This window comes from Halomonas zincidurans B6, from assembly GCF_000731955.1.
Classification (GTDB): Bacteria; Pseudomonadota; Gammaproteobacteria; order Pseudomonadales; family Halomonadaceae; genus Modicisalibacter; species Modicisalibacter zincidurans.
This window is the reverse complement of record NZ_JNCK01000001.1, coordinates 2,146,610-2,167,681: the sequence shown is the minus strand read 5'-3', so window position 1 is coordinate 2,167,681 and position 21,072 is coordinate 2,146,610. Positions and strand designations below refer to the sequence as shown.

The following is a 21,072-nucleotide window of genomic DNA, read 5'->3' as shown; positions in this document are numbered from 1 at the left end:
CGGTGCGGCTATCCCCGCGCATGTCACAGCCTACGAGTATTCCAACGAGACCTCTTATCGTGATTACCCCAGTCAAGACCAATCTTTTTGCCTCCCAGGCCCCTTTAGAGTGGGCCGTGATCGGCAACGGTCTCCTGTTCACCGCCCAGATTCCGATCGACGCCGATGGCCAGGTGGTCGAAGGCGGTATCGAGGCCCAGGTGCGCCAGACCCTCGACAACCTTGAGCACACGTTGAGGAAGGCTGGCGCCGGCATGCACGCCCTGACCCAGGTGCTGATCTACGTGACCCGCCGCGACGATCTGGCTACGGTCAACCGGGTCTATGCCGAGTATGTGCAGGAACCGTATCCCAACCGTGCGGCGATCATCGTTTCCGGTTTCGCCCGCGAGGAGATGCGGGTGGAGATGGTCGCCTATGCAGCAATAGCAGCAGAGTAATGTACGCGGCTCGGAAGGAATCTGTGTAGCTGACTGAGCTGATGCCCGCCCGTAGCCGATCGACGGTTGCATTGAGTGAAAAACGGCCGAGGTTTATAATGGTTGATTAACTCTCCAACGCCCCGTCTCCCACCATCTGCTCATTGGGTGTTTCCGATATGCTACGTATGGCGCAAGAAGCTCTTACGTTCGACGACGTATTACTCGTTCCCGGCTACTCGGATGTCCTGCCCAAGGACGTCAGCCTCAAGTCCCGCCTGACCCGCAACCTCACGCTCAACATCCCGCTCGTCTCCTCCGCCATGGATACCGTGACCGAAGCCCGGCTGGCGATCGCCATGGCCCAGGAAGGCGGCATCGGCATCATCCACAAGAACATGTCGATCACCGCCCAGGCCGCCGAAGTGCGCAAGGTCAAGAAGCACGAGAGCGTGATCGTCAAGGACCCGGTGACCGTCGCCCCGCAGGCCAAGCTCACCGACCTGCTGGCGATGGCCGACGAGTACGGCTACTCCGGCTTCCCGGTGGTCGAGGGCGAGACGCTGGTGGGCATCGTCACCGGCCGCGACATGCGCTTCCAGCCCGACCACAGCGATCACGTCGAGGCGATCATGACGCCTCGCGACAAGCTGGTCACGGTGCCCGAGGGCACGCCGCTGGACGCCATCAAGGCCAAGCTGCAGGAAAACCGCATCGAGAAGATCCTGATCGTCGATGACGCCTTCCGCCTGCGCGGGCTGGTCACGGTGCGCGACATCGAGAAGGCGCGCACCTACCCCAACGCCGCCAAGGATGCCGACGGCCGCTTGCTGGTCGGCGCCGCGGTGGGCACCGGCGCGGAGACCGCCGAGCGCATCGCCGCGCTGGCCGAGGCCGGCGTCGATGCGGTGGTGGTCGATACCGCCCACGGCCACTCGCGCGGGGTCATCGAGCGGGTGCGCTGGGTCAAGGAGCACTTCCCCGACATCCAGGTGATCGGCGGCAACATCGCCACCGCGGACGCGGCGAAAGCGCTGGCCGAAGCCGGCGTGGACGCCGTCAAGGTGGGCATCGGCCCCGGCTCGATCTGCACCACGCGCATCGTCGCCGGCGTCGGCGTGCCGCAGATCACCGCCGTCTCCAACGTCGCCGAGGCGCTCAAGCCCTACGATATCCCGCTGATCGCCGATGGCGGCGTGCGTTTCTCCGGCGATCTGGCCAAGGCCGTCGCCGCCGGCGCCAGCACAGTGATGATCGGCGGCCTGCTGGCCGGCACCGAGGAAGCCCCGGGCGAGGTCGAGCTCTACCAGGGGCGTACCTACAAGGCCTACCGCGGCATGGGCTCGATGGGCGCGATGTCGCAGAGCCAGGGCAGCGCCGACCGCTACTTCCAGGACAAGTCCGAAGGCGCCGAGAAGCTGGTGCCGGAAGGCATCGAAGGCCGCGTGCCCTACAAGGGCATGATGAGCGCCATCGTCCACCAGCTGATGGGCGGGCTGCGCGCCTCGATGGGCTACACCGGCTGCCGCACCGTCGACGAGATGCGCACCAAGCCCGAGTTCGTGCAGATCACCGGTGCCGGCTTCGCCGAGTCCCACGTGCACGACGTGCAGATCACCAAAGAGGCTCCTAATTACAGAGCTGGCTGACCAGCCCCGAAAATAGATAAAGAAGAAGGAAGAGGTAAGAGGGAAGAAACGGCTTCTCCCCCTTCATCCTTCCTTCTTCTACCTTTTGTCCCTTCTCGTTTCTCTGGCGGTGGCCCCCTCCATGACCGACATTCATGCCCACAAGATCCTGATCCTCGACTTCGGCTCCCAGTACACTCAACTGATCGCGCGGCGCGTGCGCGAGATCGGCGTGTATTCCGAAGTGCGCGCCTTCGACATCACCGAGGAAGAGATCCGCGCGTACGCGCCCAACGGCATCATCCTCTCCGGCGGGCCGGAATCCACCGTCGCCAATGGCTCGCCGCGCGCCCCCGAGTGCGTGTTCGAACTCGGCCTGCCGGTGCTGGGCATCTGCTACGGCATGCAGACCATGGCCATGCAGCTGGGCGGCCGGGTCGAGGGCTCCAACAAGCATGAATTCGGTTACGCCCAGGTCAAGGTCGACGGCGACGACGACCTGCTCGGCGGCATCAAGGACCACGTCGACCACGACGGCAGCGCACTGCTCGACGTGTGGATGAGCCACGGCGACAAGGTCGCCCAGGCGCCCGAGGCGTTCAACATTACCGCCAGTACCCCGAGCTGCCCGATCGCCGCCATGACCTGGCCGGAAAAGCGCTTCTACGGCGTACAGTTCCACCCCGAAGTAACCCACACCCTGCAGGGCCAGCGCCTGCTCGAGCGCTTCGTGCTGGGCATCTGTGGCGCCGAACAGCTGTGGACCCCGGCCAAGATCATCGAGGACCTTTCCGCCCGCGTGCGCGACCAGGTCGGCGACCGCCACGTGCTGCTCGGCCTCTCCGGCGGAGTGGACTCCTCGGTGGTCGCCGCGCTGCTGCACAAGGCGATCGGCGACCAGCTGACCTGCGTGTTCGTCGACAACGGCCTGCTGCGCAAGGACGAGGGCGAACAGGTGATGGAAACCTTCGCCCGGCACATGGGCGTGCGGGTGATCCGCGTCGACGCCGAGGACGAGTTTCTCAACAAGCTCAAGGGCGTGGACGACCCCGAGGCCAAGCGCAAGGCGATCGGCAACACCTTCATCGACGTGTTCGACCGCGAGGCCGCCAAAATCGAGGGTGTGGACTTCCTCGCCCAGGGCACCATCTACCCGGACGTGATCGAATCCGCCGCCAGCAAGACTGGCAAGGCGCATGTGATCAAGTCGCATCACAACGTCGGCGGCCTGCCCGAGACCATGAAGCTCAAGCTGGTCGAACCGCTGCGCGAGCTGTTCAAGGACGAGGTGCGCAAGCTCGGCCTGGAACTCGGCCTGCCCTACGACATGGTCTACCGCCACCCCTTCCCGGGGCCGGGCCTGGGCGTGCGCATTCTCGGCGAAGTGAAGAAGGAATACGCCGACATCCTGCGCGAAGCCGACGCCATCTTCATCGAGGAACTGCACAACGCCGACTGGTACCACAAGACCAGCCAGGCCTTCGCCGTGTTCCTGCCGGTGAGATCCGTCGGCGTGGTCGGCGACGGCCGCCGCTACGAATGGGTCATCGCCCTGCGCGCCGTGGAAACCATCGACTTTATGACTGCCCGCTGGGCGCACCTGCCGTACGAGCTGCTGGAGAAAGTCTCCAATAGGATCATCAACGAAATCAGCGGTGTATCGCGGGTGACGTACGACGTGAGCAGCAAGCCGCCAGCGACGATCGAGTGGGAGTAATGGCCGAGTAGGGCAGACGAGAGCCGCCTAGCCCCGCTGCATCGCCCGTCTCATACGAAAGCCTGCCTTTACTGGCTAATGCCAGTCAGTTAAGCCTATAACCCAACATCTGATGACCCTGTGTGTCAACCTGAATCCATACACCGGCTCAGTGAGTTAAGCTCAATATCAGAGCCCGAGGTTCAGGAGCCCGTATCATGCCTAAACCGCCAACCGAGCTGCCCGACCATCAGGTCACGCCGAACCCCAAGCTGGAGAAGCGCACCCGTCGTCAGTTCTCGACCGAGTCGGAACCTGTCAACCTGATTCGGACAGATCGTTAAAAATTAGTGTCGATTTCGTCGCGGTGCCGCTTGCCGCCGCCAGTGTCGGGAAGTTCACCGCGCTGTAGGGGCCGGGTCGTCGTCATCGGGCTGTACCGGATTGATCGAGACACTGGCCGGTGGCATCGCCACCTTGGGGCGTCCGCGTAGGAACCGCTCGGGGTGCGCCTCGAAGCTGTCGACGGACCTCCGCAATCTCGCGATATCGGCCGGTGAAGACCTGCTCCGGGGTGAAGCCAGCCCGCTGTGAGGGTGCTGCAGGTTGTACCAGTCGACATAGGCGCGGTACCACTGCCGGGCATGGACAATGCTTTCGAAGCGCCCGGGATAGTCGGGCTGGTACTTGCTGGTCTTGAACTGGCTTTCGCTGAACGGGTTGTCATTACTCACCCGCGGCGGCGGTCTGGCTGATCCACGGCATCAACACCTTGAAGAGACTACCCACCACCGCGCGGCTTTTGACGCCATGATCGAACAGCGCCGTACGCGCGAGACCGGGGTGAGCCGCCAGGCTGGTCAGCCCCCAGCCTTCATCGTCGCTGTGGCGTTGCAAAGCCTGGCTGAACAGCAGCATGGCGAGCTTGGACTGGCGATAGGCACGCCAGGGGTCGTAGCGGCGCTCGCCCTGGAGATCGTCGAAATCGATCTGTCCGCCGCGGTGCGCCAGGCTCGAGAGTTGCACGACGCGGGGTGCCGGGGCCGACACCAGCAGGGGCAACAGCAGGCTGGTCAGCAGGAAATGGCCCAGATAGTTGACGCCGAGCTGGCGCTCGAAGCCATCCTGGGTCAGCTTTCGCAGCGGCAACGCCATGATGCCCGCATTGTTGATCAGCAGCGCCAGCGAGGTTTCGCTGGCGCGCAACGTGGCCGCGAAGTCACGCACCGAGGCCAGACTGTCCAGGTCGAGCGGCTCGAAGCGAACGTCGACTCCCGGGCTTTCACCGCGAAGCGCACCGACCGCCGCGTGGCCCTTGTCCGGGTTGCGCGCCGCCACGATGACGCGGTAGCCCTCGCTCAGCAGGCCCTTGGCGGTTTCAAGACCCAGCCCGGTGTTGGCGCCGGTGACGACCGCCAGCGGCGGCCGATCGTGGAGCTCAGTCATGGGCGAGTTCAGGCATCGTTGTTCTTGGCGATGGTCTGGATGACCTCGAAGCCCTCGAACTTCGGCGGGCCGAGATAAAGCCCCTCACGGCGGCTCTGGCCGGCATTGGCATGTGCGGCGCGAAACGCCTCGGAGTGCGTCCAGGCCTCGAAATCCTCGCGCGAACGCCAGAGGGTATGCGAGGCGTAGAGCACGTGGTCTTCCTCCTTGGGGCCGCGTAGCATGTGAAACTCGATGAAGCCGGGCAGGCCCTGCAGGTGGGTCTCCCGCTCGAGCCATATCTGTTCGAACTCATCAACTCTCTCGGGATTCACCCGGAAACGATTCATGGCGATGAACACGGGGCACTGTCCTTATGGTCGCTGGGTAGTCGATCCGACCGACGATGACAGCTTACCCGATGAGCGACAAGCGGGCGCCTGGGACCTGCGAGCGGCAATGCTCGCGCTCGTGCTGTGAGCCGGGCGCCGAGCCAGCGACTCGGCTGTAGCTGTGGCGGCTGTCATGGGGCTGTCATGGAAATCTCCTAGCCTCAGGGCCTCGCCCCAGACTCAGGAGATTCGACTTGAAATCACTCGCAATGACATTGATCGCCGGTAGCCTGCTGGCATCCGCCACCGCCCAGGCCCAAAATGTGTTCGACTACCCGCAGACCGAGGACGCCCCGGCAACCTTTCATGTGGTCAACGAAATCCCTGCTGGCAGCTTTACCAAGTACGAGATCAATACCGAGAACGGCCAGCTGATCGTCGATCGCTACGTCTCGATGCCGGTGCGTTACCCGGCCAATTACGGCTCCATCACCAGCTCGGCGGGTGGAGACGGCGACCCGCTCGATGCCCTGGTGCTGACCCGTGATGCCATTTACCCGGGCGCGGTCATCAAGGCCAAGGCCATCGGGGTGCTGCGCATGATCGATGACGGGGAGAGCGACGACAAGATCATCGCCGTACCGGCCGACGACGTGGACCCCACCTACGCCGACATCGACGAGATGGACGACCTGCCGAAAATGGACGTAGAGCGATTGAACGCCTTCTTCCGCGTCTACAAGAATCTGCCCGACGGCGGCAACATCGAACTCAATGGCTTTGGCGACGCCAGCGAAGCGCGCGACATCGTCTCCGGTGCCCTGAACGACTACCGTAGCGCCCAATAACCACCGAACCCCGTCGGCCGCCCGCGCCCAGTGGCCCAGCGGGCGGCCGTGGCCAGTAGCGCAAGTAATGAGCGCAACGAGCGTAGCGAGCAATAGGCGGTGAACGCATTGGCCGGTGTACCGGCCAATGGCTTGAATAATGCGATGGTATCAGGGGGTGGCGGCGCCTTTAGACGGCATCGCCAGCAGCAGCGGCTCGCCGGCAAGCGCCTGGTGCAGGCGGCTGGCGAGAATGTCGACGATGGCGTCGTTCTCGCCCACCAGCCGCGTCGGGGTGACGCTCAGGCCGGGGGAGCGCGCCATCGCCTGCTCGCAGATTTCCGCGATGTCGCCGCCTTCGCCGGCGTGGCGGCCCGGCGACAGGAACAGCATGGCCAGGATTACCTCGCTGCCGGCCAGCGCCGGCGAGGCCAGCAGGTCTTCCAGCAGTGGTTCGTTGAAGCGGTAGGCCTCGCCTTCGCGCCGCTCCATCGAGGCGAATGTCACGCAGCCGGCTTCATCGGCGAGCAGCGCGCTCAACTGGCCGGCCAGATAGTTGCGCACCGCCGTGACCTCGGGGATCGGGCTGCCGTGATCGACCAGCACCACCCTGGGGTGCGTCAGCCCCGCCAGGCGCTCGCGCACATTGCCCGCCAACAGCTGCGCCAGGCGCAGATCCGGCGTTGCCTGGCTGTCGACCAGCGGCAGGGCGACCTTGACGCCGAGTTGCGGGTAGTTGGCCTGTACCTCGGCCAGGCGCTCCGGCATATAAGTGGTCAACGCCCGGCTGGGGCCGAAGAAGAACGGCAGAATGACCAGCTCGGTCACGCCCTGGGCGGCGGCCCGTTCGGCCAGCGGCCCCAGTGTCACGGCCTTGTGGCCGCCGAGCTCCTCCGGGGGGATCTTGTACGAATGCAGCAGCGACGTGGCCTCGACCGCCTCGCCGGTGGCCTGGCTCAGGGCATGTGCAAGGCGACGCAGGTTGAGCGTGGCCTGGGGGCGCAGCGAGCCGTTGTCGACGAGCAGAATCTTTCGCATTGAGGCCTCGGGGCGATATGACAGAGGGCCTCATCACACTACCGCCACGGGTGGCAGTCAAGTCGCATCGCGGCGCGCGGCCTTGGTCTTGGAAGGCGTGGCGCCTGCCGGAGAATGCCGGCCCAGTTGACTCCCAGCTTAGATTACCATCTCCGGCAGCCTGGGCCCTGATCAGGGCATGCAGGACTCGTAGGTATCAGCTCATCGGAAAAAATCAGGGAGCCAAGTCGATAGGGCGGGGAAAAATACTAGCAATAGTATTCCTGAATCCGTGAATCCGTGAAGCCGGCATCGGCACTTTCCCTGTCACCGCCAGCGAGCATTTTTTGACCTCCGATCCCGTCTCAATCGCCGAACGCATGTCTGCGATGGCCAACCATTGCCGCGTCGGCCGGCGACGATGATCCGTTTTGTCATGCATTTCTACCCGCCGGGCATGGCGATGCTGGCTGCTGGTGACCATCAGCCCTCTTCCAAGTGACATTCCCCCACAGGCGATCAGCAGGGCGACCCTCGCGGGTAACGCAGCCGGCTCCGCAGGGTGTTCAACACCCTCATGCGGCCAATGTCCTGCCCGACATCGAGGATGATCTGACGGGCCTTGTGGACTACCACGGCGGCACGATGGACCAGTTCCTGCAATACGGTGCGTATCCGGCGCCGCTTGCCGGGACGCAGCTCCAGGCCCTGGCACCAGCCTTCATTGCCCAGATAGGCGGCGATCGACGTGTAGCCATCGACCTTCTCCTTCCGGGCGTCCACCTCGCTGTTTCGTCTCGAACTGATCGAGAGCGATACGCTGCGCGAGCGAGCTACGAAGATCCTTGCCGGGCGCGACATCTTTACCCCTGGGGCACGAGTGGTGGCCGAGAGTGGTGACGGTCATTAGCGAGCACGATATTGCTCGCGGAGAAACTACTGGGTAGTCGATCCGACACGGTGCAGGATAGTCAACGAAGGCTACCCGCAATGCCGGGCTCATTCGGTGGCCGATTCCGGCAGCTTCGCTATCACCTTGATTTCAAAATCGAAGCCATAGAGCCAGGTGACACCCACGGCGGTCAGTGTCGGGTGCGGCGCGCTCCCCCAGAACTCTGGCACCACCTTCCAGGCCGTCTCGAAGGTCGATTGGGGATCGACCATGAACACGGTGACATCGACCACGTCGTCGAAGGTGCATCCCGCTGCTTTCAGGATCGCCACCAGATTGTCGAAGGCGAGCCGGACTTGTGCCTCCAGGTCCGGCTCGGGGGAGCCGTCTTCCCGACTACCCACCTGGCCCGAGACGAACAGGAACCCATTGGATCGAATCGCCGGCGAATAGCGGTTCCGCTCGTAGAGCGCCTGGCGCCCGGCCGGGAAAACGACGTCACGCTTGGTCATGGTCTTGTCTCCATCAGCGGGCCGAAGCGACCCGTGTCAACGATGGTGATAATTTAGGAGCCGTGGGGGCGCGGATAAACGAGCAAGCCTGGCCATCACTGTTTGCAGATCACGAACAATCACGAAGAGCCCTGGGTCACTATTTAGGGAAGCCATGGACCGTTTCGATGCAATGCAGGCGTTTGCGCGGGTGGTGGAAACCGGCAGCTTCACCAAGGCCGCCGACACCCTTCACATGAGCAAGACCAGCGTCACGCAGCTCGTGCAGCAGTTGGAGGCACGCTTGCGCGTTCGCCTGCTGAACCGCACCACGCGCAAGGTCAACGTGACCGCCGACGGCGCCGCCTACTATGAGCGGGTGCTAGGCTTGCTGGCTGACCTGGATGATGCCGAGACCAGCCTGTCTGGCGCCTCGAGCGTACCCAGGGGGCGGTTGCGGGTGGATGTCCCCAGTCCACTGGCTCGCATGATTCTTATACCGGCACTGCCTGCCTTCCATGCCCGTTACCCGGAAATCCAGCTGGACCTGGGCGTCAGCGATCGCATGGTGGACATCATCGACGAGAAGGTGGATTGCGTGGTGCGCGGTGGCGAGCTGACCGATCAATCGCTGATGGCGCGGCGCATCGGCGACCTGCGGCTGGGGGTCTATGCAGCGCCGAGCTACCTGGAGCGTGCCGGTTCGCCCTCGCACCCTCGGGAACTGGAAAATACCCAGCACCGAATCGTGGGCTTCCTGGGGTCCCGTCTCGGCAAGCCCTTCGCCATGCATCGCGATCAGGAGAGCATCAAGGTGCAGGGCCGCTACGTCCTGTCGACGGACGATGGCAATAGCTATCTTGCGGCGGGCCTGGCCGGCTTGGGCATCCTGTGGCTGCCGGACTACATGGCCAGGGACCATCTCGCCTCGGGGGAGTTGGTGGCCCTTTTCGAGGATTGGCAGCTCGACCCGATGCCGTTGTACCTGGCGTTTCCGCCAAACCGGCATGTCAGCGCGAAGCTGCGCGTATTCATCGATTGGATCGCCGAACTCAAGGCGCGCATCCTGAAGGGCATCGGTGAAATGAACGCGGCCCCGGTTGTCTTCCGCTGGAAGCAGTTCGACTTGGAGGGCGCATAATACGTAAGCGTATTGTTGGAACGCTCTACTAGGTCGCAGGGGCGCGAGCGGGTGTACCGATGAGCCAGGGGCAATGATGCAGTAGACTGGCGCGCATGAGGGTGCCGAGGTAGGCGACGAGACGAGGAGGTTCACAGCCAGGGATGACCAATATTCGTAAGGTGGCCGAGTTGGTCGGTGTGTCGGTGGCGACGGTGTCGCGCACCTTGAAGACCCCTGACATCGTGTCGCCGGGAACGCGCGCCAGGGTGCTGGCCGCCGTCGAGCAGGCTGGTTACCGGCCGAATCTCATGGCGGTGCAGTTCCGGTCGCAACGCACCCGCAACCTGGTGGTGCTGGTGCCGACCATCGCCAACACCTTTCTTTGCCCGGGTGATTGGCGGCATCCAGGAAGCGGCGCAGCGGCGGGGGTAGGGCATTCTGCTGTGCAATACACTCGGCGATGAACGGAGCATCGGAAACGGATGTCGTGGCTTCTCGGTCACGAATTGGCCACGAACACCCCTATCGCCTGGGGTGTCCGCTCCAAGTGGATCACTTCACAAGCATGGGATCAGTGCTGATCCTCAGAAGTTGATACCCATGCCGAAGGTATAGGCCCAGGCGCCGTCGTCGTAGTTGTCTTCGGCACTGTCGCTGCTATCGAACAAGAACTGGTACTCGGCTCTTGCCTGCACGAAGGTGGTGGGCAGCATATAGTACTTGAGGCCAGTTTCCAGGCCGGCGATGCCGGTGTCCTTCACGGCGTCACCATAAATGCCACCGAGTGAGGCACCCACGAAAGGCCGGGCCGCGCCTCGGCCGAAGTGGTAATCGGCAAAGCCCCGAGTGCTACCATTCCAGACGTTGTCATCGCCTTCCACGTCAGCAAAATTGACGCTCTGACGAATACCCATCAGCGTGCGATCCGACAGGTACCAGCCGTAGTCGCCGGAAATGCCGAAGCTGCCGTTGTCGAAGTCCTTGCTGCTGCTACCGGTACCGGAGAGGGAGAACTCCCTGTCACCCGTCTGCGGGCCTATCTCTTGGGCCATGGCAGAGGAGGCAAACAGAAGAGAAGCCCCAACCAGCACGGGGAGAGAAGAATTTACAAAAACATTCATGATGATACTCCTTGCTAACATCAGCTTTTAATGAAGTCTGTTGTCGTCTATGAGATTAAGACTTCAAGCTCCTTGTCGTCCGCACCATGCTGCCGACAACGGCCACCGTTTTTTGCTATCGATTCCTGTTTGTCGATTTATGCCAGAGAACCTTACGGTCACTACCCAGTGTAGAAGGCACCACTATTTTGCAAATAATAATTTTGGTTCTTCGCGGGCTAGGGTTTGTACGAAAAGTCGGCGAGCGAAGGCAAGACAAGGAAAAAATTGGCGAAAAAGCGGACTGGGCTCGCACGCGAGTTTACGGGGTGTAAATGAGCATTTTGATCGGACTCGCGCCCGAGCCGATTTTTAACGCCGTATGGGCGCGCACGCCAGGTCGTTCACGACGGTCACCAAATGGCCCGGATGCACGGTCTGACGTGACTGCTAGCGGCTTGCCCCTGACGTACTCAACGTCCGCCAGGTGGCGCCTTAGCTCGCGCTGCGTTTGCCCTGCTGATGGCGATGGAAGAAGCGCAGCATTGCCCGGGCGGCATCGGGGCCCTTGGGATCGGTATAGCTTCCCTTTGCGCTGCCTCCCGACCAGGCGTGGCCCGCGCCCTGTACCCGCCACTGCTCCAGACGCGGGTCGCCCCTGGCATCATGATGCGTGGTGCGCGTATAGGCATGGCCATTGGCCACCTGACCTTTTTCCACCGCGACCCTGGCGTTGCCCTCGCGCTCGCTGGCCGTCTCGACCTGTTTGCGCGCGGCGGCGTACTGGGCGGCAACACGATCCGCATTGCTGGGGTGCACGGTGGTGTCGCGATCGCCATGAAAGATGATGGCCGGCACCTCCGACGCCCACCCGCTTGCTTGCGCCGCGCCACCACCTCCCAGGGGGCCCGTGCCGCCCTGCATCGCCCCCAGGGCATCGGGAAGACTTCGCGCCACGCCGTGGGGCAGCCCGGAATGCACGCCCACCGCCGCGAAGAGATCCGGATAGGTCATCGCCAGGGTCGTCGCCATGGCCCCGCCAGCCGACAGCCCGGCGACATAGACCCGGCTGGCATCGAGCCCGTGCGTGTCGATCACCCGACGGGCCATGCCGGCGATGATCGCCGGCTCGCCGCCCTCGCGCTGCTGGTCTTCGGCCTTGAACCAGTTCCAGCACTTCGAGCTGTTGGCGGTCATCGGCTGGGCCGGGTAGAGCACGCAGAACAGCTGCTCCTCGGCCAGCCGATTCATGTCGGTTCCGGCGGCGAAGTCGTCGGGGTCCTGCGTGCAACCATGCAGCATGACCACCAGCGGGAGTGCCTGGCCGTGATGGCCGCTGGGGATATACAGCTTGTAATCGCGGGTGCCGACCGGGTTGGTGAATCGACCGGCAGTGAACGCGCCGGGCCGTGCCTCCTCGATGGTTCCCCGTGCATGCTCGGGCTGCGCGCTCTCGGGCTGCGCTATGGCGCCGCGAAACTTGAGCCACTTGTCGCGCCATGCGGCGGGCACGCCAATATCGCCGCTCGGGACTCCCCAATTTGAAGCCTGATTGGCAGGGCCAGCTGCGGACAGAGTGTCCGTTTGCGTTCTCGTTTCATCTGTCCGGCGCGATTCCGAATCAGGTTTCGAGGCCGTCATCTCCTCGTCGACGACCTGGCAGCTCCCCTCGAAGGTATTCCCCTCGAAGGTAGTCCCCTCGAAGGCCTCGCCGTTGCGGCACGGGTCCCTGGGCATCGCGCCCTGCAGGACGGCCATGGCCTCGTGCAGCTTTCCGGCGCGGGTCAGCCGCGTCGCTTCTTCGATTCGCTTCGTCATGGCGGCGTCGATCATCGTCAATATCCCTATTCAATAATTCAGTGGATTCGATCCGCCAGGGCGGCCTTGACCGCCTTGCTGGCATGCAGGGCACCCAGCACGACCACCGACTCGATGGTGGCGCGGGCAAGCTCCGGTGATACGTCGTCGGCAATGCTGGCCATCCCCAGGACCTGGATCTGCAACGTCTCGCCCGACGCCTGCAGGGCTTCCAGATCCTGGCGGCTGTAGTGCTCCAGCCCCAGCACGAAGGCCTTGCGGGTCACGGTCTCCCTGACCGCCTCGGCATGGGTCGCCAGCTGGTTGCGGATGGCCGTGCGGATCAGGTCGGTGCGATTGGAATAGAACCCTTCCTGGACCAGCAGATCGATCTGCCCCAGGTCGACGACCCCCAGGTTGATGGTGATCTTCTCGCTGGAGTCGCCGGTCTTGCGGCGCAGTTCATGCACGCTCATGTGTCCATGCCTCGTTGACTTGCTTATTGAACCATCCATAAAGAATCCATATACCATCCATATGGATGGTATAATGGGCCGATCGGGAAGGAAGTCAAGCGCGGACACGCGAGCGGGGGAACCCTTTACCACGGGATACCTGACCCCAGGACCAGGCCTTGCACCAGCTACGGTTGAGCAATTTCTATCGCTTGGCGGGTAGCAGCCCTCACGAAGGCGGTCGGGGATTGACCGAGCACCTTGCGAAACATGCTGGAGAAGGCGCCCGGACTCTCGTAGCCGAGTTCCAGCGCGGTTCGGGTAACGGAGCTACCGGCCAGCAGCCTGGGGAGGGCTGCCATCAGGCAGCCTGCTGGCGCCACACCGCGAACGACAGACCGGTCTGCTGACGGAACAGCCGATTGAAGGTGCGTTGGCTGCGATGCAGCTGCCGGGCCCAGTCCTCGGGCAGGCTATGGATATGCGGCCGGCCGAGGAAATCCTTGCACAGGCTGGCCAGTCGGGGATCCCGGGGCAGCGGGGCAAACAGCGGCAGGCGATGGCCAATCCGTTGTCGTTGCCGATGGCGGCGAGTGGCACAGCGACCTATGTGTTGCTGTCGGCCAGCGATACCGCCCTGGGCGCCTTGCTGGCGCTGGCGGCCGGTTCATGGCTCGGCATCCGCCTGGCGTCGCGATGGATCGAGCGCTTTCCCGATCGCATACATGCCGGGGTGTACCTGTTACTGCTGACGGTGGTGCTGGCGGTGATGGTCGTCATGCACTGAGCATGACTGTTGGTTCGATGCCGTAACCGATCCTGCCGGATTCGACGGAGAAGGCGTGCTATGGTCACTTGACGGTGAACTCACTCGAACAAGATCGACATGAGCGAACAACTGCAAATCCTGATCTACGAGGATGCCGACAAGGCGGTCGATGTGCGTCTGGACGAGGGTCGCGAGACCGTATGGCTGACGCAACGGCAGATGGCCGAGGTGTTCGACGTCAAGCCGCAGAACATCATGATCCACTTGAAAAATATCTACGCAGAGGAAGAGTTGGTGGAAGAGGGAACTTGTAAGGAATTCTTACAAGTTCAGATCGAAGGAGGCAGAAAGGTCAAGCGTGCGAGGCTGCATTACAACCTCGATGCCATCATTTCCGTCGGTTACCGCGTCAACTCCCGACGCGCGGTCCGCTTTCGCCAATGGGCAACTCGCGTCCTCCGGGATCATCTGACTCAGGGCTGGACGCTGCACCAGCAGCGCTTCGAAGCCAACGCGCGGGAGCTGGAGGCCGCGATGGCACTGGTGCGCAAGGCGGCACACAGCCCGGCGCTGGATCTGCCGGGCGGCCGCGGGCTGGTGGATATCGTCGCGCGTTATGCGTAGACGTTTCTGCTGTTGCAGCGCTATGACGAAGGGCTGCTGCGTCTGGTGGTCTGGCGTCTGACCGCGTTGAAGAATGGCGAACGGCCCACGCACCTGACGCTGGACATCGACGGCCTGCCGATCGAGGTTCACGGCCACCAGGGTGGCTCGGCGTTTCATGGGCTTTACGGCGCACGAATCTATTCGCCACTGGTCGCCTCGCTGGCCGAGACCGGCGACAGGGTCGGCGGCCTGCTACGCGAGGGCAACGCCGGTCCGGCCGAGAACGCCGATACCTGGATCCCGCATCTGGTGCGGCGACTCAACGAGAGCACCGGGGCCCAGGTTCGAGTGCGCATCGACGCCGGTTTCACCGACAACGACACGCTGCAGGCCCTCGAAGAGCGCGACATCGAGTACCTGGGCCGGCTGCGCAGCCACTCGGGCCTGCAGAAGTTGGCGGCGCCGCACCTGAAGCGGCCACGAGGCCGGCCGCCCGAGCAGCCTCGGGAATGGTGCCACGACCTGGAGTACCAAGCCGGTTCCTGGCCGACGCCGCGGCGTGTGGTGCTGGTGGTGCAGGAACGCCCCGATGACCTGTTGCTGCATGCCTTCTTCCTGGTCACCAACCTCGGCACGTTCGACTGGCCGCCGGAGAAGGTCCTGGCGCTCTACCGCAAACGCGGCAGCGCCGAGGCCCACATGGGCGAGGTGAAGTCGGCGCTCGACGTACACCTCTCATCGACGGATCGGGGTGCCTCCACCGTCCAGGACGTGATGGCCCGCAACGAGGTAAATCTGCTGCTGAACCTCTATGCCTACCAGGTCCTGCATGGGCTGCGGCGCTTGCTGGAGAGCCGCACGCATCAGGGATGGAGCCTGAGCCGGATGCGCGAGCAGGTGCTCAAGGTCGCCGCCACGCTATCGCTGCACGCCCGGCGGATCACGGTGCATCTCGGCGATGCGGCCGACAAATGGTGGCCCACCTTGCTGAAGGGACTGCCTCGGCTGACGGCCTTGATTTGATATTCGGCGTCATCACGATCCACATATCAGGCAAGGTGGCCACAATGGAGGTCGGCGGGTACGGCTGGGCCGGCGTCAGATATCTTTTCTCAATAGTTATGAAGCGACCGCCCATAAGCCGAATGGGGAATAAGTCAACCGGCTACTCAATAGCCTGATGACATCGAAGCGGGCCGATACTGGCAGCCTCTCGGTTCAGCACCCTCTTTCGGCACCCTGATGAATGAGGCGGGCTCATTGTAGTGTTCAAATTTGTCTCCTATGGAGCAACTACCGTTCATATTTGGATAGCTTGGATATGGTGTCCTCAGGTTCCAAACGCTCTGGCAGCCAGGTTGCGATGCCGCCCCTCGTGGCGCTTGCCTTGAGTAATCTCGGTCATGTTCTATCAATAGCGCGTCGCATGCGTCGATTAACGCAGGAGCACCTGGCGCAACGTATTGATACATTATTCATTACGGTCCGACGCATGATGCGAGTTCACGAACCGGGGCAGACCACACCGCGCGCACGAGCCTGCGTCCTCAGCAGCCATGCCTGCACGCCCATGTCCGATAGCGCCACGAGCCCGGCGGCTATGGAGAGCGCGTCGACAGGCATCTGTAGCGCTAGGCGAGCCCGCCGAGCGAGGCGCCGAGGGCGCTCTACAGCACGATTGATTCAGGTAATGATCACCAACTGCTTGGAGAATGAGCATTTAAAGTTTCATATAACGACCTTTTGGGTAATAAAATGCCCATATTCTTGCTATCTCATGCAGGCCGTTTCATAGTGAGCACTTGAATGCTCACAAGCTATATAATGAGTATTAAAATGCCCAATTTGACGAGATGGCAATGAAGCGGCCGCGCAGCTACTCCCGCGTCACCAGGCAGGCACTCTCGATCCTCGGCAAGCTGATCAAGGCTGGCCGCTTGGAGCGGGAACTCACCGCTGCGGAACTGTCCGAGCGCGCAGGCATCTCGCGTAAGACCCTCCGTAACATCGAAAATGGCGAAGCCGGCACCGAGATCGGCATCGTCTTCGAGGTCGCCACACTCGTTGGCGTGCGGCTGTTCGATGTCGACGACCGGGCGGGTGCGATGCATAACGCCCATCTCGAGGAAAAACTGACGCTGCTGCCGAAGCGGGTTCGCCCGGGCAGGCAGGAGGTCGATGATGACTTCTAGGCTGACGCAGCCACGAGAGGCCTATGTCTGGATCTGGTTGCCGGGAGAGACGCAACCCGTGGTGGCCGGTCGCGTCACGCAGCATGGCGATGGCTACAGCTTCAACTATGGTGCCAGCTACCTGGCGCGCGATGGCGCGATCCCGATCTATGACCCCGAACTGCCGTTGCGCCGCGGCCTGATCGAACCGACCGCTGGCCTGTCGATGGCCAGTTGCCTGCGTGACGCCTCGCCCGATGCCTGGGGGCGCCGGGTGATCATCAATCGTCTGATGGGGGGCAAGGCCGCTGGCGCCGCAGCTGACGACATCTCCGAACTCACCTATTGGCTCGAATCGGGGTCGGACCGGATCGGCGCCCTCGACTTCCAGCATTCCGCCACGGAATACGTGCCTCGCCTCAAGGCCGAGGCGTCTTATGAAGAGTTGCTGGAAGCGGCTGAACGGATCGAGAAGGGCGCCCCGCTGACGCCCGCCCTCGACCAGGCGTTGAACCACGGCACCTCGATTGGCGGCGCCCGCCCGAAGGCCCTGATCGACCATGGCGATCGCAAAATGATCGCCAAGTTCTCGTCGAGCACGGATATTTACAGCGTCGTGAAGGCGGAATTCATCGCCATGAAGCTGGCGGCTGCATGTGAGCTCGATGTCGCCCCGGTCTCGTTGACTGCGGCGGCCGGCAAGGATGTGCTGCTCATCGACCGCTTCGATCGCATCAAATCAGGGGCTGGCTGGCAGCGCAAAGCGATGGTGTCGGCGCTGACGATGCTCGGCCTTGACGAAATGATGGCGCGCTATGCGTCTTACGAGGATCTTGCCGAAGTCATCCGTCACCGCTTCACCGACCCCAAGCAAACGCTGCGAGAGCTCTACGCTCGGATCGTCTTCAATATCCTGTGCGGCAACACGGACGATCATGCCCGCAACCATGCCGCGTTCTGGGACGGCAGGATGCTCTCGTTGACCCCGGCCTATGACATCTGCCCGCAGGGGCGAACGGGCAACGAGGCGACGCAGGCGATGCTGATCAAGGGCGAAAACCGTATGAGTACGCTGCACAGCTGCCTCGCGGCCGCCCCGGATTTCCTGCTCAATGACCAACAGGCCCAGGCCATCATCGAGAACCAACTCCTCACGATCGCCGGTGCATGGGACGGGGTCTGCGAGCAAGCCAAGCTGACCGAGACCGACCGCAGGCTTTTTGCCGGCCGACAGTTTTTGAACAGCTACTGTGTCGAGGGCCTCGGCGCCGCGCATAGCACGATACGGGATGGCTTTGCGGCCACACGCGCGCAGTTACTCGGCTAACAAGGCGGCGAGGGCCAAGCCCGCCGGCCCGCCGAGTATCGCAATCTGCTCTGGATGCTGTTCACCGACCCCGAGCTGCGCCCGGTGATCGCCGACTGGCCGACCCTGGTGCCACGCTTTCTCTCCAGTTTCCGGCGCGACTACGCGCGGGCGGATGGCGATCCCGCCATCGGCATCCTGATGAAGGAACTTTCAGCGCACTCGCCCGAATTTTGCCAGTGGTGGCGCCGCCACGAGGTGGATGCCCCTTGCCAGAGCGTGCGCTCGATCTCGATGGCCTGGGCAAGGTCGGCTGTGAGCACACCCGCCTGATCGTCGACGAAGGTCGGCATCTGCGCCTGGTGGTCTACGCCGTGCAGGAGACGGCCCCCCCCCAAGCCGACGCCTTCGCCCGCTGGGTGGCTGGCGAAAGCGAGGGATAGCCGAGTAGCCGCCGCTACGGTTTGCGCGACCGAGCGGGCTGATGAGCGTCGCCCAGAATTGCCGGCTTCCCCAAACTTGCCGGTAAGTCTCATTGCAAAACGTTACCGAGCGAGGCTAAGTAGAGGTAAGCCCCTGGGCTAGCGGCCGATAGAAAATACGGCTCTTCGTCGTTGGGTGTGGAATTCGTCCCTTGAACGGGGCCAGGATATGACCTCCATATGGACAGGAGGTAGAACATGAACGGCACGCAGATTCTGACCCTTGGCCTGGGCCTTGAAGCACCTTGGACTCTCAAGGATCAGCACCTGGATACTGCCGTGTCACCTCACCGTCTGGACCTCCATGTCGAAGCCGAGCGAGGTAATCTTTACCCCTGCCCCGAGTGCGGCAAGGCCTGTCCTGCGCATGACTTCACCACCAGGACCTGGCGCCATCTGAACTTCTTTCAGCATCACTGTTACCTGCATGCTCGGGTGCCCCGCGCCAAGTGTCCCGACCATGGCATCAAACGTGTCGAGGTGCCCTGGGCGCGTCCCGGGAGCGACTTCACCCTGCTCTGGAGCATCAAGGAGAAGCTGCGCTGGATTCAGCAGGCGCCCACCCCTCGCGGGGCCCGCTGGCGGATCACCCGCTTCCTTAATTTCGCCCGGGAGGCGATCGCGGACAAGGCCCTGTTGGCGCCGGTCAGGAAGGCGTTGAACATCCTGGAACGGCATGCCGACCGGGTCATTCGGCGCTGGCTATCGGCGCTGACCAATGCACGACTGGAAGGGATGAACAGCTTGTTTCAAGGCGCCCGATCACGGGCTCGCGGGTACCGCAACGAGGGTTACTTCATCACCATGATCTATCTGATTGGCAGCCCGGTGGGGAGCCTGCTGGATCAGGCCAAATCCACATGAAACGACGAAGAGCCCTAAAAAAGCAATATGACGTACATTGGCTGACGGGGCAGTTTCGTGACGATGGCAGGGAGTCAATGTATCGCAGGTCCATCAAGACGAGGGTGCGACTCGAGTCCTCGCTTTCGTTGATCGTGGCGACCTTGATCTTTGGCATGTTCGCCATTACCGACTACTATCTGCTGGGCCTTTCCAGAGAATATTACCTGTTGATTGCCATGCGCAGCGTGGTGGTTGGTCTCTGCCTTTTCCTGGCATTGATTATCGCACGCAGGGGCAGCTATTCAAGAATATGGCTACACGCCATGCCGCTCTGGATACTTGCGACGGGCATCATCCTGATTGTTCCCCTGCGCCCCGAGAGCCTCTCCACGCAGATAACGGCGGTGGTGGTCGCTACCATGGCGTTCTATCTCCTGATCCCCAACCTGCTGACGGTGGTAACGTTCGCCAGCCTCTATCTGAGCATCGGCTTTCTGATCTCTGCGGTACTGTTTGCCGAGCTTGCGCCGGTGGATACGCTGCGCTTGGCGCTGTTGCTGGTCATGACCAATGTAGTGGGCTTCTGTGCCTTGCTGCGTCTGGAGAGCCTGCAGCGCAAGCAATTTGCGCTGCTTCACGAAGCGCGCGATAAAAACCGCCAACTGCTCAAGGAAATAGCGCATCGAAAATCGCTGGAAGAGCAGTTGCGCATGGTCGCCGAGCGGGATGCCCTGACGGGGCTGAATAGTCGGAGCCATTTCATGAAGCGAGCCAAGGCGCTGCTGCAGAATTCGCGATCGGAAAAGGTACCGTTCAGCCTTTTCATGATCGACGTGGATCATTTCAAGAGCATCAACGATACCTGGGGCCACAGTCACGGAGACTGGGTGCTGGCCAGGGTCTCGGAAGTTTGTACGCACGCTCTGCGCCCCACGGATGTGATAGGCCGTTTTGGTGGCGAAGAGTTCGTGGTTGCCCTGCCCGACACCGGCCCTGACGACGCTCTCATCGTGGCGGAGCGCTTGAAGACGAAGGTCGCCGAGCTGCCGCTTATGGAAGAAATGAGCGAGATGCGCCTGAGCGTCACCATCGGTATCGCTATTGCACACGATGAGGACGTCGACCTGCAGGCCCTGATCTCGCGGGCGGATGAGTCGCTTTACGTCGGCAAGCGCGACGGCAGGAACCGGGTGGTGATATGTCGCCAAGGAATGGAAGAGGGATGAGCAACCCCGAGCGTGACATTCGAAGCCCGGTAGCCGGCTGCAGCTGGACTCGATAGCCTATCCTGGCGCCCGATGGCCGACTTGTCAGGGAGCGCCTGAGTTAACCAGCGTGGCCGGCACGTCCGGCACGTCGAAGTACGAGACGCTGCTCGAACTGGTCGATCGGGTGAACCGGGAAACGCTCGAACGTGACCCGGTAATGGCCGAGCTCACTCGGTGGCCGATTCCGGAAGATTCGCTATTACCTTGATTTCAAAATCGAAGCCATAGAGCCAGGTGACGCCGACGGCGGTCAGCGTCGGGTGCGGGGCGTTCCCCCAAAACTCGGGCATCACCTTCCATGCCCGCGGTGGCGAGCTTACCGATCAATCGCTGATGGCACGGCGCATCGGCGACCTGCAGCTGGGGGGTCTATGCAGCGCCAAGCTACGTGGAGCGTGCCGTCCCTCACTGTCAAGCTGGTT

At 62.7% G+C, this 21,072-nt stretch carries 25 protein-coding genes and 3 pseudogenes; 17 read left to right on the top strand and 11 right to left on the bottom strand.

Translation table 11 applies throughout. The annotated features are described in order from the left end of the window. Positions 1–59 precede the first annotated feature (59 nt). From HALZIN_RS0110225 to HALZIN_RS18540, 4 genes are all read left to right on the top strand, one after another. The gene (locus HALZIN_RS0110225; RefSeq protein ID WP_031384118.1) at positions 60–440 is read left to right on the top strand and encodes a RidA family protein; all 381 of its coding nucleotides are present in this window, start codon (positions 60–62) and stop codon (positions 438–440) included. A 158-nt stretch (positions 441–598) separates the two neighbouring features. Beyond that, complete coding sequence (gene guaB / locus HALZIN_RS0110220) at positions 599–2,068, top strand: IMP dehydrogenase (RefSeq protein ID WP_031384117.1); 1,470 nt, start codon at positions 599–601, stop codon at positions 2,066–2,068. A gap of 121 nt (positions 2,069–2,189) precedes the next feature. Next, entirely contained in the window at positions 2,190–3,764 is a 1,575-nt protein-coding gene (gene guaA, locus HALZIN_RS0110215) for a glutamine-hydrolyzing GMP synthase (protein ID WP_031384116.1), read from the top strand. Between the two features lie 197 nt (positions 3,765–3,961). Beyond that, complete coding sequence (locus HALZIN_RS18540) at positions 3,962–4,087, top strand: hypothetical protein (RefSeq protein WP_268871179.1); 126 nt, start codon at positions 3,962–3,964, stop codon at positions 4,085–4,087. Positions 4,088–4,141: 54 nt separating this feature from the next. On the opposite strand, the gene HALZIN_RS0110205 is transcribed toward HALZIN_RS18540, so the two are convergent. Genes HALZIN_RS0110205 through hmuQ form a run of 3 tightly spaced genes read right to left on the bottom strand, consistent with a single transcriptional unit; the run spans position 4,142 to position 5,530 of the window. Beyond that, entirely contained in the window at positions 4,142–4,477 is a 336-nt protein-coding gene (locus tag HALZIN_RS0110205; RefSeq protein WP_031384115.1) for an integrase core domain-containing protein, read from the bottom strand. Beyond that, a complete protein-coding gene (locus tag HALZIN_RS0110200; RefSeq protein WP_084173494.1) occupies positions 4,470–5,189 on the bottom strand; it encodes an SDR family NAD(P)-dependent oxidoreductase in 720 nt (239 codons plus the stop codon). The genes HALZIN_RS0110205 and HALZIN_RS0110200 overlap by 8 nt, the downstream gene beginning before the upstream one ends. A gap of 8 nt (positions 5,190–5,197) precedes the next feature. Further along, the gene (hmuQ, locus tag HALZIN_RS0110195) at positions 5,198–5,530 is read right to left on the bottom strand and encodes a heme-degrading protein HmuQ (RefSeq protein ID WP_031382555.1); all 333 of its coding nucleotides are present in this window, start codon (positions 5,528–5,530) and stop codon (positions 5,198–5,200) included. A gap of 224 nt (positions 5,531–5,754) precedes the next feature. Between hmuQ and HALZIN_RS0110190 the strand changes: the two genes are divergently transcribed. Continuing rightward, positions 5,755–6,348, top strand: coding sequence for an inorganic diphosphatase (locus HALZIN_RS0110190; RefSeq protein ID WP_231664797.1), 594 nt, complete (start codon positions 5,755–5,757; stop codon positions 6,346–6,348). 150 nt (positions 6,349–6,498) lie between these two features. Here HALZIN_RS0110190 and HALZIN_RS0110185 read toward each other — a convergent pair whose 3' ends face one another. The 3 genes and pseudogenes from HALZIN_RS0110185 to HALZIN_RS0110175 form a co-directional block, all read right to left on the bottom strand. Then, positions 6,499–7,365, bottom strand: a complete 867-nt coding sequence (locus tag HALZIN_RS0110185) for a sirohydrochlorin chelatase (protein ID WP_031384112.1) — start codon at positions 7,363–7,365, stop codon at positions 6,499–6,501. Between the two features lie 498 nt (positions 7,366–7,863). Then, positions 7,864–8,037: pseudogene (locus tag HALZIN_RS18400) on the bottom strand (IS1380 family transposase); the annotation flags it as partial. A gap of 306 nt (positions 8,038–8,343) precedes the next feature. Further along, positions 8,344–8,748 carry a RidA family protein gene (locus tag HALZIN_RS0110175; RefSeq protein ID WP_031384110.1) on the bottom strand — a complete coding sequence of 135 codons (405 nt, stop codon included), beginning with the start codon at positions 8,746–8,748 and terminating at the stop codon, positions 8,344–8,346. Between the two features lie 154 nt (positions 8,749–8,902). On the opposite strand from HALZIN_RS0110175, the gene HALZIN_RS0110170 reads away from it, so the two are divergent. Both HALZIN_RS0110170 and HALZIN_RS0110165 read left to right on the top strand, forming a co-directional pair. Beyond that, entirely contained in the window at positions 8,903–9,868 is a 966-nt protein-coding gene (locus HALZIN_RS0110170; protein ID WP_150113106.1) for a LysR family transcriptional regulator, read from the top strand. 143 nt (positions 9,869–10,011) lie between these two features. Then, positions 10,012–10,314, top strand: a complete 303-nt coding sequence (locus tag HALZIN_RS0110165; protein ID WP_031384108.1) for a LacI family DNA-binding transcriptional regulator — start codon at positions 10,012–10,014, stop codon at positions 10,312–10,314. Positions 10,315–10,434: 120 nt separating this feature from the next. Here the strand turns inward: HALZIN_RS0110165 and HALZIN_RS0110160 are convergent, their stop codons facing one another. The 4 genes from HALZIN_RS0110160 to HALZIN_RS18395 all read right to left on the bottom strand — a co-directional run bounded on the left by HALZIN_RS0110160 (position 10,435) and on the right by HALZIN_RS18395 (position 13,564). Beyond that, positions 10,435–10,971, bottom strand: coding sequence for a hypothetical protein (locus HALZIN_RS0110160; RefSeq protein ID WP_084173492.1), 537 nt, complete (start codon positions 10,969–10,971; stop codon positions 10,435–10,437). A 474-nt stretch (positions 10,972–11,445) separates the two neighbouring features. After that, positions 11,446–12,783, bottom strand: a complete 1,338-nt coding sequence (locus tag HALZIN_RS0110155) for an extracellular catalytic domain type 1 short-chain-length polyhydroxyalkanoate depolymerase (RefSeq protein ID WP_031384106.1) — start codon at positions 12,781–12,783, stop codon at positions 11,446–11,448. 23 nt (positions 12,784–12,806) lie between these two features. Beyond that, positions 12,807–13,223, bottom strand: a complete 417-nt coding sequence (locus HALZIN_RS0110150; protein ID WP_031384105.1) for a CopG family transcriptional regulator — start codon at positions 13,221–13,223, stop codon at positions 12,807–12,809. Between the two features lie 167 nt (positions 13,224–13,390). Further along, entirely contained in the window at positions 13,391–13,564 is a 174-nt protein-coding gene (locus HALZIN_RS18395; RefSeq protein ID WP_231664189.1) for a helix-turn-helix domain-containing protein, read from the bottom strand. Positions 13,565–13,677: 113 nt separating this feature from the next. Between HALZIN_RS18395 and HALZIN_RS0110140 the strand changes: the two genes are divergently transcribed. The 10 genes and pseudogenes from HALZIN_RS0110140 (at position 13,678) to HALZIN_RS0110105 (ending at position 20,608) form a co-directional block, all read left to right on the top strand. Then, positions 13,678–13,989, top strand: coding sequence for a hypothetical protein (locus HALZIN_RS0110140; protein ID WP_231664187.1), 312 nt, complete (start codon positions 13,678–13,680; stop codon positions 13,987–13,989). 99 nt (positions 13,990–14,088) lie between these two features. After that, positions 14,089–14,595, top strand: coding sequence for a virulence RhuM family protein (locus HALZIN_RS16845; RefSeq protein WP_084173490.1), 507 nt, complete (start codon positions 14,089–14,091; stop codon positions 14,593–14,595). Positions 14,596–14,622: 27 nt separating this feature from the next. Continuing rightward, a pseudogene (locus HALZIN_RS0110130) lies at positions 14,623–15,600 on the top strand (IS1380 family transposase); the annotation flags it as partial. A gap of 836 nt (positions 15,601–16,436) precedes the next feature. Then, positions 16,437–16,769, top strand: coding sequence for a helix-turn-helix transcriptional regulator (locus HALZIN_RS0110125; protein ID WP_031384102.1), 333 nt, complete (start codon positions 16,437–16,439; stop codon positions 16,767–16,769). Continuing rightward, entirely contained in the window at positions 16,759–18,075 is a 1,317-nt protein-coding gene (locus HALZIN_RS0110120; RefSeq protein ID WP_031384101.1) for a type II toxin-antitoxin system HipA family toxin, read from the top strand. Before HALZIN_RS0110125 ends, HALZIN_RS0110120 begins: the two co-directional genes overlap by 11 nt. Before the next feature lie 54 nt (positions 18,076–18,129). After that, positions 18,130–18,387, top strand: a complete 258-nt coding sequence (locus HALZIN_RS18390) for an MmyB family transcriptional regulator (RefSeq protein ID WP_231664186.1) — start codon at positions 18,130–18,132, stop codon at positions 18,385–18,387. Then, on the top strand, positions 18,324–18,497 hold the full coding sequence (locus HALZIN_RS18385) for a hypothetical protein (RefSeq protein WP_236255027.1): 174 nt from the start codon (positions 18,324–18,326) through the stop codon (positions 18,495–18,497). The genes HALZIN_RS18390 and HALZIN_RS18385 overlap by 64 nt, the downstream gene beginning before the upstream one ends. A gap of 237 nt (positions 18,498–18,734) precedes the next feature. Further along, positions 18,735–18,986, top strand: a pseudogene (locus HALZIN_RS18740) (transposase family protein); the annotation flags it as partial. Next, entirely contained in the window at positions 18,972–19,400 is a 429-nt protein-coding gene (locus HALZIN_RS18735; RefSeq protein ID WP_479691195.1) for a transposase, read from the top strand. The pseudogene HALZIN_RS18740 and the gene HALZIN_RS18735, both read left to right, overlap by 15 nt. Beyond that, positions 19,397–20,608, top strand: coding sequence for a GGDEF domain-containing protein (locus tag HALZIN_RS0110105; RefSeq protein WP_031384099.1), 1,212 nt, complete (start codon positions 19,397–19,399; stop codon positions 20,606–20,608). Before HALZIN_RS18735 ends, HALZIN_RS0110105 begins: the two co-directional genes overlap by 4 nt. A gap of 209 nt (positions 20,609–20,817) precedes the next feature. On the opposite strand, the gene HALZIN_RS17885 is transcribed toward HALZIN_RS0110105, so the two are convergent. Continuing rightward, complete coding sequence (locus tag HALZIN_RS17885) at positions 20,818–20,940, bottom strand: RidA family protein (protein ID WP_268871178.1); 123 nt, start codon at positions 20,938–20,940, stop codon at positions 20,818–20,820. Between the last annotated feature and the right edge of the window lie 132 nt (positions 20,941–21,072).

Coding starts and splice junctions, on each gene's coding strand:
- guaB (WP_031384117.1), top strand. CDS start 599: ATGCTACGTATGGCGCAAGAAGCTCTTACGTTCGACGACGTATTACTC.
- guaA (WP_031384116.1), top strand. CDS start 2,190: ATGACCGACATTCATGCCCACAAGATCCTGATCCTCGACTTCGGCTCC.
- HALZIN_RS18540 (WP_268871179.1), top strand. CDS start 3,962: ATGCCTAAACCGCCAACCGAGCTGCCCGACCATCAGGTCACGCCGAAC.
- HALZIN_RS0110200 (WP_084173494.1), bottom strand. CDS start 5,189: ATGACTGAGCTCCACGATCGGCCGCCGCTGGCGGTCGTCACCGGCGCC.
- HALZIN_RS0110185 (WP_031384112.1), bottom strand. CDS start 7,365: ATGCGAAAGATTCTGCTCGTCGACAACGGCTCGCTGCGCCCCCAGGCC.
- HALZIN_RS0110175 (WP_031384110.1), bottom strand. CDS start 8,748: ATGACCAAGCGTGACGTCGTTTTCCCGGCCGGGCGCCAGGCGCTCTAC.
- HALZIN_RS0110170 (WP_150113106.1), top strand. CDS start 8,903: ATGGACCGTTTCGATGCAATGCAGGCGTTTGCGCGGGTGGTGGAAACC.
- HALZIN_RS0110165 (WP_031384108.1), top strand. CDS start 10,012: ATGACCAATATTCGTAAGGTGGCCGAGTTGGTCGGTGTGTCGGTGGCG.
- HALZIN_RS0110160 (WP_084173492.1), bottom strand. CDS start 10,971: ATGAATGTTTTTGTAAATTCTTCTCTCCCCGTGCTGGTTGGGGCTTCT.
- HALZIN_RS0110155 (WP_031384106.1), bottom strand. CDS start 12,783: ATGATCGACGCCGCCATGACGAAGCGAATCGAAGAAGCGACGCGGCTG.
- HALZIN_RS0110150 (WP_031384105.1), bottom strand. CDS start 13,223: ATGAGCGTGCATGAACTGCGCCGCAAGACCGGCGACTCCAGCGAGAAG.
- HALZIN_RS18395 (WP_231664189.1), bottom strand. CDS start 13,564: ATGGCAGCCCTCCCCAGGCTGCTGGCCGGTAGCTCCGTTACCCGAACC.
- HALZIN_RS0110140 (WP_231664187.1), top strand. CDS start 13,678: ATGGATATGCGGCCGGCCGAGGAAATCCTTGCACAGGCTGGCCAGTCG.
- HALZIN_RS16845 (WP_084173490.1), top strand. CDS start 14,089: ATGAGCGAACAACTGCAAATCCTGATCTACGAGGATGCCGACAAGGCG.
- HALZIN_RS0110125 (WP_031384102.1), top strand. CDS start 16,437: ATGAAGCGGCCGCGCAGCTACTCCCGCGTCACCAGGCAGGCACTCTCG.
- HALZIN_RS0110120 (WP_031384101.1), top strand. CDS start 16,759: ATGACTTCTAGGCTGACGCAGCCACGAGAGGCCTATGTCTGGATCTGG.
- HALZIN_RS18390 (WP_231664186.1), top strand. CDS start 18,130: ATGCTGTTCACCGACCCCGAGCTGCGCCCGGTGATCGCCGACTGGCCG.
- HALZIN_RS0110105 (WP_031384099.1), top strand. CDS start 19,397: ATGAAACGACGAAGAGCCCTAAAAAAGCAATATGACGTACATTGGCTG.
- HALZIN_RS17885 (WP_268871178.1), bottom strand. CDS start 20,940: ATGCCCGAGTTTTGGGGGAACGCCCCGCACCCGACGCTGACCGCCGTC.